The 9,479-nt window shown below is 45.2% G+C and carries 10 protein-coding genes and 4 tRNA genes; 10 read left to right on the plus strand and 4 right to left on the minus strand.

Translation table 11 applies throughout. The features are described 5' to 3' along the window. Positions 1-243: 243 nt before the first annotated feature. Positions 244-1,206: a 6-phosphofructokinase gene (gene pfkA / locus M9194_RS19055; protein WP_250614288.1), complete on the plus strand. Its 963-nt coding sequence runs from the start codon at positions 244-246 to the stop codon at positions 1,204-1,206. A gap of 76 nt (positions 1,207-1,282) precedes the next feature. On the opposite strand, the gene epmB is transcribed toward pfkA, so the two are convergent. After that, entirely contained in the window at positions 1,283-2,305 is a 1,023-nt protein-coding gene (gene epmB / locus M9194_RS19060) for an EF-P beta-lysylation protein EpmB (RefSeq protein WP_250614289.1), read from the minus strand. Positions 2,306-2,339: 34 nt separating this feature from the next. On the opposite strand from epmB, the gene efp reads away from it, so the two are divergent. From efp to rraA, 3 genes are all read left to right on the plus strand, one after another. After that, the gene (gene efp / locus M9194_RS19065) at positions 2,340-2,906 is read left to right on the plus strand and encodes an elongation factor P (protein WP_250614290.1); all 567 of its coding nucleotides are present in this window, start codon (positions 2,340-2,342) and stop codon (positions 2,904-2,906) included. A 141-nt stretch (positions 2,907-3,047) separates the two neighbouring features. Further along, positions 3,048-3,965 carry a 1,4-dihydroxy-2-naphthoate polyprenyltransferase gene (locus M9194_RS19070; protein WP_250614291.1) on the plus strand — a complete coding sequence of 306 codons (918 nt, stop codon included), beginning with the start codon at positions 3,048-3,050 and terminating at the stop codon, positions 3,963-3,965. A gap of 76 nt (positions 3,966-4,041) precedes the next feature. After that, on the plus strand, positions 4,042-4,551 hold the full coding sequence (gene rraA, locus M9194_RS19075) for a ribonuclease E activity regulator RraA (protein ID WP_250614299.1): 510 nt from the start codon (positions 4,042-4,044) through the stop codon (positions 4,549-4,551). Positions 4,552-4,563: 12 nt separating this feature from the next. Here rraA and M9194_RS19080 read toward each other — a convergent pair whose 3' ends face one another. Continuing rightward, positions 4,564-5,937, minus strand: a complete 1,374-nt coding sequence (locus tag M9194_RS19080; RefSeq protein WP_250614292.1) for an MATE family efflux transporter — start codon at positions 5,935-5,937, stop codon at positions 4,564-4,566. 128 nt (positions 5,938-6,065) lie between these two features. Beyond that, positions 6,066-6,833, minus strand: coding sequence for a triose-phosphate isomerase (tpiA, locus tag M9194_RS19085; RefSeq protein WP_250614293.1), 768 nt, complete (start codon positions 6,831-6,833; stop codon positions 6,066-6,068). 207 nt (positions 6,834-7,040) lie between these two features. On the opposite strand from tpiA, the gene M9194_RS19090 reads away from it, so the two are divergent. Next, entirely contained in the window at positions 7,041-7,388 is a 348-nt protein-coding gene (locus M9194_RS19090) for a 5-carboxymethyl-2-hydroxymuconate Delta-isomerase (RefSeq protein ID WP_250614294.1), read from the plus strand. A 28-nt stretch (positions 7,389-7,416) separates the two neighbouring features. Further along, a complete protein-coding gene (locus M9194_RS19095; RefSeq protein WP_250614295.1) occupies positions 7,417-7,833 on the plus strand; it encodes a DUF805 domain-containing protein in 417 nt (138 codons plus the stop codon). 2 nt (positions 7,834-7,835) lie between these two features. On the opposite strand, the gene coaA is transcribed toward M9194_RS19095, so the two are convergent. Next, entirely contained in the window at positions 7,836-8,759 is a 924-nt protein-coding gene (coaA, locus tag M9194_RS19100; protein ID WP_250614296.1) for a type I pantothenate kinase, read from the minus strand. A 208-nt stretch (positions 8,760-8,967) separates the two neighbouring features. Between coaA and M9194_RS19105 the strand changes: the two genes are divergently transcribed. The 4 genes from M9194_RS19105 to M9194_RS19120 all read left to right on the plus strand — a co-directional run bounded on the left by M9194_RS19105 (position 8,968) and on the right by M9194_RS19120 (position 9,373). Next, a tRNA-Thr gene (locus M9194_RS19105) sits at positions 8,968-9,043 on the plus strand. 46 nt (positions 9,044-9,089) lie between these two features. After that, positions 9,090-9,174 (plus strand) — tRNA-Tyr (locus M9194_RS19110). A 35-nt stretch (positions 9,175-9,209) separates the two neighbouring features. Continuing rightward, positions 9,210-9,284: transfer RNA gene (locus M9194_RS19115), tRNA-Gly, on the plus strand. A gap of 13 nt (positions 9,285-9,297) precedes the next feature. Beyond that, positions 9,298-9,373: transfer RNA gene (locus M9194_RS19120), tRNA-Thr, on the plus strand. Positions 9,374-9,479 lie beyond the last annotated feature (106 nt).

Raw genomic sequence — 9,479 nt, forward strand, 5'->3', positions numbered from 1 at the left:
TTGGGATGGGGTAATTGAGCTGCAACCTAAGCTGGTCATAATTGACGCTGATGCTGATGTGCATCAACGAAGCAAGCACAGAAAGTTGTAATACTTTTACAAAAGTAGAAAAGTTACGTGATTTAGTGCAAATAAAAGTAGTATTCCTACTGTGTCGATGTAACATATTGCACCAGAAAATCGATTGTATAAATAACGTGCAGTCGTAACTTGATTCAAATTATGCAAAGATCGAGGGTGACCATGATTAAGAAGATCGGCGTTTTAACGAGTGGCGGTGACGCCCCAGGGATGAATGCGGCTGTTCGAGGTGTTGTACGGACAGCATTGTCAAAGGGGCTGGAAGTGTATGGTGTCTATGACGGCTATCTAGGGCTTTATGAAAACCGTATTGAGCAGCTCGATCGTTCCAGTGTCTCAGATGTGATTAACCGTGGTGGTACTTTCCTTGGATCGGCTCGCTTCCCTGAATTCAGAGAGGAAGCGGTTCGTAAAGTAGCGATTGAAAACTTAAAACAACACGGTATTGATGCCTTGGTTGTGGTTGGTGGTGATGGCTCTTACATGGGAGCGAAAAAGCTAACTGAAATGGGTTACCCTTGCATCGGTTTACCGGGCACAATAGACAACGATATCGCTGGAACCGATTACACCATTGGCTATTTGACCGCTCTAAATACCGTTATTGAGTCGATTGACCGCCTGCGTGATACCTCTTCTTCTCATCAGCGCATTTCTATTGTTGAAATCATGGGCCGCCACTGTGGTGACCTGACTCTGATGTCTGCTATTGCGGGTGGCTGCGAATACATGATCACACCGGAAACCGGTTTGGATAAAGAGCAGCTGATCCACAATATTCAAGATGGAATCAAAAAGGGCAAAAAGCACGCCATTATCGCTCTCACTGAGCTGATGATGGATGCCAACGAGCTGGCTCAAGAAATCGAAGCGGCCACGGGACGAGAGACTCGCGCAACCGTACTTGGCCATATTCAGCGTGGTGGCCGCCCGACCGCATTTGACCGTGTACTGGCGTCTCGTATGGGCAACTTTGCCGTGCATTTGTTGCTTGAAGGGCTTGGCGGACGCTGTGTCGGGATTCAAAAAGAACAGCTGGTTCACCACGATATCATCGATGCCATTGAAAATATGAAACGCCCGGTTCGCGATGACTTGTTTGATGTCGCAAAAGAGTTGTTCTAATTCTTCATGCCAATTGTTATCAAAACACCAGCTTCTTACGCTGGTGTTTTTGTAGGTATGCTGCGTGAGGGGCGCGTTATTCTAGATGTAAGTCTAACGGTGTTTTACTTGCTCTGCCTGCAATCTCTCGGGTGAGCTTTGGAACGAGATAGCCTGATACGTTTTCAATCAGCCCTGCCATTATCTGCTTAGCGTTCTCATCGCTAACGTAGAAATGAGCCGCACCTTGTACTTTGTCGAGCACATGTAAGTAATAAGGCAAAATACCTGCATCGAATAAAGATTCACTGAGCGCTTGTTGAGCGACGACATTGTCATTGACACCTTTTAGCAAGACACCTTGATTAAGCATAGTGACATAGCTTGCTCTTAGCTTATCAATAGCTGCAACTAACTCTGAGTGAATTTCGTTACTGTGATTGATGTGAGTGACCATCACGATTTGCAAGCGTGAAGATTTAAGCAGTTCGCATAACTTATCGGTAATTCGAGCGGGAATCACGACCGGAAGTCGGCTGTGAATGCGCAGCCTCTTGATGTGGGGTATCTGACTGATGCCCTCAATTAACCATTCAAGTTCATGATCTTTGGCCATCAGTGGGTCGCCACCAGATAAAATGACCTCGTTTAGTTGCTTTTGGGTGGAGATATAGTCAAGACTCTTTTGCCAAACGGTTTTGCTGCCCTTGTTGTCTTGATAAGGAAAGTGACGACGAAAGCAATAGCGGCAATTGATCGCACAGCCTCCTTTGACAATCATCAAGGCTCTATTTTGGTATTTATGCAGCAATCCAGGGATAGCATTGTTTTGTTCTTCGAGTGGATCGCTTGAATAGCCCGGATGAAGGTGAAACTCTTCAGCAATGGGCAAAACTTGCTGCAACAAAGGATCGTTCGGGTTGCCTTTTTCCATTCTAGCGACGAAATTCATTGGCACACGTTGGGCAAACAGTGTTTTTGCTTTGCTACCTTCAAGCCAAGGAGTTGGGTCTAACTCTAGGTGTTTTAAAAGTTTTATCGGATCAGTTATTGAATTTGCTAATTGGCTGAGCCAGTTTTGCTCAACAGATTCGACTTTTCGGGTTATGATGTGTGGCATTGAAATTAACTCGAAGAATGGTAAAGAGGAAAAAATGGCTACTGTTAGCACGAATGAATTTAAAGGCGGTCTCAAAATTATGCTTGATAACGAGCCTTGTGTCATTCTCGAAAACGAGTATGTAAAACCAGGTAAAGGTCAGGCGTTCAACCGCGTAAAAATCCGTAAGCTGCTTTCTGGTAAGGTTTTAGAAAAAACATTTAAATCCGGTGACAGCGTTGAAGTTGCCGACGTTATGGATATTGACCTAGATTATCTATATAACGACGGTGAATTCTACCACTTTATGAACAGCGAGTCTTTCGAACAAATCGCGGCAGACATGAAAGCTGTTGGCGACAACGCTAAGTGGTTGGTAGAGAACGACACATGTATGCTAACGCTTTGGAACGGCAACCCAATCGTAGTCACGCCGCCAAACTTCGTTGAGCTAGAAGTAACAGAAACCGATCCTGGCCTAAAAGGCGACACTCAGGGTACGGGTGGTAAACCTGCAACGTTGACCACTGGTGCTGTGGTTCGCGTACCACTGTTCATCCAAATTGGTGAAGTGATTAAAGTCGATACTCGTTCAGGCGAGTACGTTGGCCGCGTTAAGTAATTTTCTTATCTCTTTAAGGTCAAAAGTAGAGCCTGTTCCCTTGCGGGGGCAGGCTTTCTTCGTTTCTGCAGGTTAGATTAACCGAACAAAACATGATGTGGCACAATATGGGCGTCGAGTTTCGCCATTATGCTCATGGTCATGAATACGAATCATCGATTGTGGCTCGAGGCCACTAGACCCAAAACACTCCCCCTTACTCTGGTCTCCATTGTCACTGGTAGCGCATTGTCGTTCTCTTCAGGGCATTTTTCATGGATAGTCACCGCATTAGCTGTGCTGACGGCAACGTTGCTGCAAATATTATCTAATCTAGCGAATGATTACGGTGATGCAGTGAAAGGCACTGACAACGAGCAACGTATCGGGCCCAAGCGGGCGATGCAATCTGGCTTGATAGACAAAGCTTCGATGAAAAGGGCAATCGTCATCAATATTGTGTTAGCTGTGATCTTTGGGAGCGCTCTTGTTCTTGTATCTCTAGAAAGTTTGCAAAATATATTGATATTTATTGCCTTGGGGCTGCTTGCTATCGTGGCCGCTATTACTTACACCATGGGCAACAAACCTTATGGCTACTTTGGTTTAGGGGATATTTCTGTCTTTATCTTTTTTGGCCTATTGGGCGTGATTGGGAGTTACTTTCTGCAAACAGGCAGCTTTGACTATTGGTTAATCCTTCCTTCCGTGGGGTGCGGTTTACTTGCGGTGTCTGTGCTGAATGTTAACAATATGCGGGACATCGAGAACGATGCGGCATGTGGCAAGAGAACTGTGGTGGTGCGCTTAGGTACTCAAAGGGCCAAAAGGTATCACCTGCTACTACTATTGGGTGCATTTTTAGCCTTTTCTACCTACCTCTTCATGCAATCCACGCCTGTGTGGCTGAGTATTCCGTTTGCCTTTTCTGCGATTGTGTTAGCCAAACATGCTTACCAGGTATGGAATGCGCCAACGCCTCGGCATTTTATACCTATGATGTCGGGAATGGTTAAATGTTGTTTGATTATTAATATATTGTTTTCCGGGGTTATCGTTGTGCAAACAATCACCAGTTAATTGCGTTTTATCATTGCATTGACTAATACACCCTATATACTCGATTTAGGTGACTAACGGTATGAGAAAAAATGCTATGGAATACAATACTTCCGCACTGTGTGACATTTATATCGATCAAGTTGACGTTGTTGAACCTATGTTCAGTAACTTTGGTGGCAGCGTTTCGTTTGCAGGTCAAATCACCACAATCAAATGCTTTGAGGATAATAGCCTAATACGTGACATATTAGAGCAAGATGGCGTGGGTCGAATACTGTTAGTCGATGGTGGAGGCTCTCTGCGCCGAGCCTTGATTGATGCTGAAATTGCATCGATGGCTGAAGAAAATGAGTGGGAAGGTATTATTGTCTATGGTTGTGTCCGTGAAGTGGACGAGCTGGAAGACATGAGTATCGGAATTCAAGCGTTAGCGTCTGTGCCTGTTGGCGCGGCCCAGCATGGCGTTGGTGAAGTTGATGTGCCAGTCAATTTCGGTGGTGTGACTTTCTTACCAGAAGACTATGTTTATGCTGATAATACAGGTGTTATTTTGTCTCAAGAGCCTTTAAATATTGACTTTGAAGTCGATGAGGAAGAGCTTTAGCCCCTAATTCTCTTAGTCACCATTTATTTCCCCTCTCGGTGTTATTGCATCGGGAGTGGTGTATTTCTTCCTTAGCTTCAAACCGTACAAGTAACCGCCAACTCCTCCCGCGATATTGCCAATCGCAATTCCTGCAAACAAACCTTCAACGTGGTAGAAATAACTACCGATATACGCGCCGGGTAAGATAAAGATAAACAAGCGGACCAAGCTCCATTGCAGGGCCTTCATTGGTTGATGAAGGGCATTTAGGCTCGATACCAACATCATGATTACCCCTTGAAACCCATAGCTGGCTGGGACAATGATCAAATACAGCCATATCATGTGTTGTACTGAATGGTCACTGGAAAAAATTGACGCTAGAGAAAGGCTTATTGGGATCAGCATAATGAAGATCAACAGCTGGAATAGAATCGAAAAGCGCATGCTAAGCAACATACCTGCAAAGCTTCTGTGTGGATTCTTAGCGCCTAGGTTTTGAGCCATAAACGGCGTTAACACGGATGTGAGTGACATCAGCACAATAATTAAAATTGATTCAATGCGTTGGGCTGCACCGTACGCAGCGACTGCCGCGGTGCCAAAGCTTGACAGAATCATCATGATGATGGCGCCAGTAATTGGTGTCATGGCATTGGTAATCGCCGCTGGCGTGCCAATTTTAAGAATGGTAGCCCAATCTTGCCCTAGGTGTTGTTGGCTAGGCGAGGTGATGAGCTTGTCGCGTTTGATGAGAATGTAAAACGATGCGAGTAGGGCACACATCCAGCTAATGGCGCTTGCAATCGCTGCGCCTTGGATGCCTAACTCGGGTATGGGGCCATAGCCAAAAATCAATATTGGATCGAGCAGGCCGTTTATGGCTCCTGCCATGACCATGATGATCGCGGGGGTTTTGGTATCGCCAGTTGCTCGAATTGCACTGTTGCCTGCCATTGGTATGACTAACAAGGGAATGGTGAGGTACCAAACCTGCATGTACTGATTGATCAGTGGCAATGTTTTGCTTGTCGCGCCAAGCAGCACGAAAAGTGGATTGATAGTAAAGAAACCAATCAAAGAGACAGAGGCGACAAGTAACACCGCCAAAATTAAACCATGAGTGGATAATCGAGCTGCACTTTTAATTTCACCTTGGCCAATTAAACGACCAAGACACGTTGATAGGCCAACGCCGATCCCCATCGTGATGCAGTTAACAGCAAAAGTGACCGGGAAGGTAAAGCTGATCGCAGCTAATGCTTGTGTACCCAATAAAGAGATGAAGAAAGTATCGACCAGATTAAACATTAATATCGACACCATGCCAAAAATCATGGGTATCGTCATTCGTCTTAATACATGGCGAATAGGCGCGGTCAGTAGGCCGTGTTTGTCTTGCATTGATGGTGGGTCATAGTCACAAAATCCTAGAATACTCGATTCTGCCGTTTGACACTACAGGCTAAAAAGAAAGGCCAGCGCTAATGCGCTGACCTTTGCTATTCATCATCATTGTCGTTGATGGTGTTTTATTTTGCTTCAGCCGCTGCTTTAGCAATCGCTGCAAAGCTTTTTGCATCAAGTGATGCACCACCGACTAATGCTCCATCGATGTCTGGTTGAGCGAAGTAAGACGCGGCATTTTCCGGCTTAACAGAGCCACCGTATTGAATGATTACTTGCTCAGCTACTGCTGCGTCTTTCTTGGCGATATGTGCGCGGATGGAAGCATGGATGCGCTGCGCATCGTCTGCAGTTGCCGCTTTACCCGTGCCAATAGCCCAAATTGGCTCATAGGCAATAATCGCATCGTTGAGCGCTTCAACGCCGTGTGCGTTGATTACTGCGTCGATTTGGCGAGCACAAACTGTTTCAGTCTCTCCGGCTTCGTTTTGAGCTTCAGATTCACCGATGCAGAAAACAGGTTTTAGGCCATTTTTTTTTAGGAAGGCAAACTTCTGCGCGACGAATTCATCGGATTCGTTGTGATATTCACGGCGCTCAGAGTGACCAATAATGATGTGTGTAGCACCAAAATCTTTCAACATTTCAGCAGACATGTCGCCAGTGTATGCGCCACTGTTGTGAAGGTCCGTGTTTTGCGCACCTAGAATGATCTTATTGCCACCTGCTTCAATCAAACGCTCGGCAAGATCCACATACAAGGCAGGGGGAGCAACAGCAACGTCCACTCCAGTAACACCTTCAAGCTCTTCATTAAGACCAGTTAGCAGCTCAGTGACCATAGTCTTGCTACCGTTTAGTTTCCAGTTACCCATCACTACAGGACGACGCATAGGAATATCTCCAAATTTATTAATGTAAATAACAATCGTAATTGTGAAAGAATATAACAGATGATCATGATGCCAATCATCTGTTTTTTGCCTTTGAGCCGAGAACATTGATCAGCGGAGGCATGGCAAGCTGGGGTTTGAGATTTGTGTTCTGACTAGGAGGTTGATATACATACCCCAGTGGCAATGAAGAAGGAGAGAAGACTGATGCCAAATCTTATCTTGGAATATTCAAATTCAGTGGATGAGCGAGTGAACGTACAGGGGCTGTTAGAAGACCTGCACAAAGTGACAATGGAAAGTGGCTTATTTGATCAGGCATCCGTTAAGTCTCGTGCACTTCGTTATCATACTTGGCTGATTGGCAATGATGGCGACAGCCAAGATTTTATACATATCAGGTTTGAGTTGCTCTCTGGTCGAGAAGAAGAGCAAAAAAGGCAGTTGTCACGAGCCTTGATGTCAGCCCTGCAAGAGCAAGCTAGCCATGTTCACAGTCTGACCATTGATGTGCGAGATATGGATAGCGCCTGTTTTCAAAAAATCATCAGTTAAACCTCATCACCTATAAGGTTAGAGCACTATGCACCTTAAACATGTCCTGTTCTCTTTTCAGGGGCGCTTAAATCGCTCCATATTTTGGTATTGGAATGTGGCCTATTACGTCATTATTTTTCTGGTTGTGGGTTTGATTAGCAAGGCCTTCCCCATGCAGTCGGAATGGGTGTCATCAATATTTTTAATTGTGTTGCTCTATCCTGATTTGGCGGTAACCGCAAAAAGGTGGCATGACCGAGGTAAGTCAAATTGGTGGTTACTGTTGAATGTCCCGGTTGTGGCTGGCCGCCTACTGGTGCCCGCCGCTGGCGCAATGGATACCAGCCAAATACAAGTGTGGGGTTCGATATTGGCACTGGTGTGTGGCGCTTGGATATTGATTGAATGCGGCTTTCTTAAAGGGGATGAAAGCGAAAACCAATATGGGCCAGCGCCAGTTTAAGATTATTTGCGTAGTAAAATCTGCTCAACCGTGTGATTGGTGCCTTTTTTCAATATCAGCTGGGCACGTTCACGCGTAGGAAGAATGTTCTGCTCTAGGTTCAAGCCATTAATTGAAGTCCAGATGTTTTGGGCTTCATTTATCGCTTCATCTTCTGTCAGCAGTGTGTAATGGCTGAAATAAGAGCCTGGCCTGGTAAAGGCACCCTGTCTAAATTTTAGAAAACGTTCGACATACCACTTTTCGATCAATGGAGTATTGGCATCGACAAAGATAGAAAAGTCGAGAAAGTCGGAGATAAAGACTCGATGCGGATCGTGCGGATAATCCATGCCACTTTGCAACACGTTTAAGCCTTCCACGATGAGCACATCAGGTAAATCAACCACCTTTTTCTCTTCAGTAATATCGTAGGTGATATGTGAGTAGATCGGCGCGGTGACGTGGCGTTTGCACGCTTTCACATCAGAGACAAATTGAACTAATTTTTTCATGTCGTAAGACTCTGGAAAGCCTTTACGTTTCATGATGCCACGCTCGTTTAGAACTTTATTTGGATGGATAAAACCATCGGTGGTCACAAGCTCAACCTTGGGGTGATTATCCCAGCGAGACAATAGGGCTTCTAGAATTCTCGCTGTGGTACTTTTACCCACCGCAACACTGCCAGCAATACCGATGACAAAAGGTGGAGAGGTTTCCGTATTATCAAGAAAATTGTGTAGGACGTCATTTCTACTTTGTCTGGCGGCGATATAGAGGTTGAGTAAACGAGCAAGAGGTAAATAGATTTCTACCGCTTCAGACATAGAGAGGTTTTCATTAATCCCTTGTAGTTCTATTAAGTCTTCTTCAGACAATGTCATGGGTACCGAATTACGCAGTTCGGCCCATTTCGCACGCTCAAAAGACATATAAGGACTCATAAGACACTCAATACCTATAGGAAATAGAGATCGCCGACGATACAGGATGAAGCCGATAAAGCAAATGATAATATCGACAGATCCTATGTAAAAAGCTGAGAATTGCACGAAAAAGCATCAATCAGACCAAAAAATTATAAAATCGAATTTTTTTTGGCTTTTGCTATTGCAAGCAAGAAAATCATTCAATAGAATGCGCACCACTTACGCCGACTTAGCTCAGTAGGTAGAGCAACTGACTTGTAATCAGTAGGTCACCAGTTCGATTCCGGTAGTCGGCACCATTTTCTCTCGTGTGCTGGTAAGCATCTAGAAAATGGATGAAAATTTGGAGGGGTTCCCGAGTGGCCAAAGGGAGCAGACTGTAAATCTGCCGGCACTGCCTTCGATGGTTCGAATCCGTCCCCCTCCACCATATTCTTAAGGAAATAGCTCTCAGAGTTACGTGTTGCGGGCATCGTATAATGGCTATTACCTCAGCCTTCCAAGCTGATGATGCGGGTTCGATTCCCGCTGCCCGCTCCACCTCATTTTGAGTGCTGATATAGCTCAGTCGGTAGAGCGCACCCTTGGTAAGGGTGAGGTCCCCAGTTCAAATCTGGGTATCAGCACCAGCTCTAAGCGAAGAAGCTTTCCTTTTGATATATACTTTATTACCAAACTAAATTGGTTGCGTGGTCATTTAAACCACCTTATATCCGTGCCTAGAGGGACAACTCA

This window comes from Vibrio sinus (assembly GCF_023634645.1).
Taxonomy (GTDB): domain Bacteria; phylum Pseudomonadota; class Gammaproteobacteria; order Enterobacterales; family Vibrionaceae; genus Vibrio; species Vibrio sinus.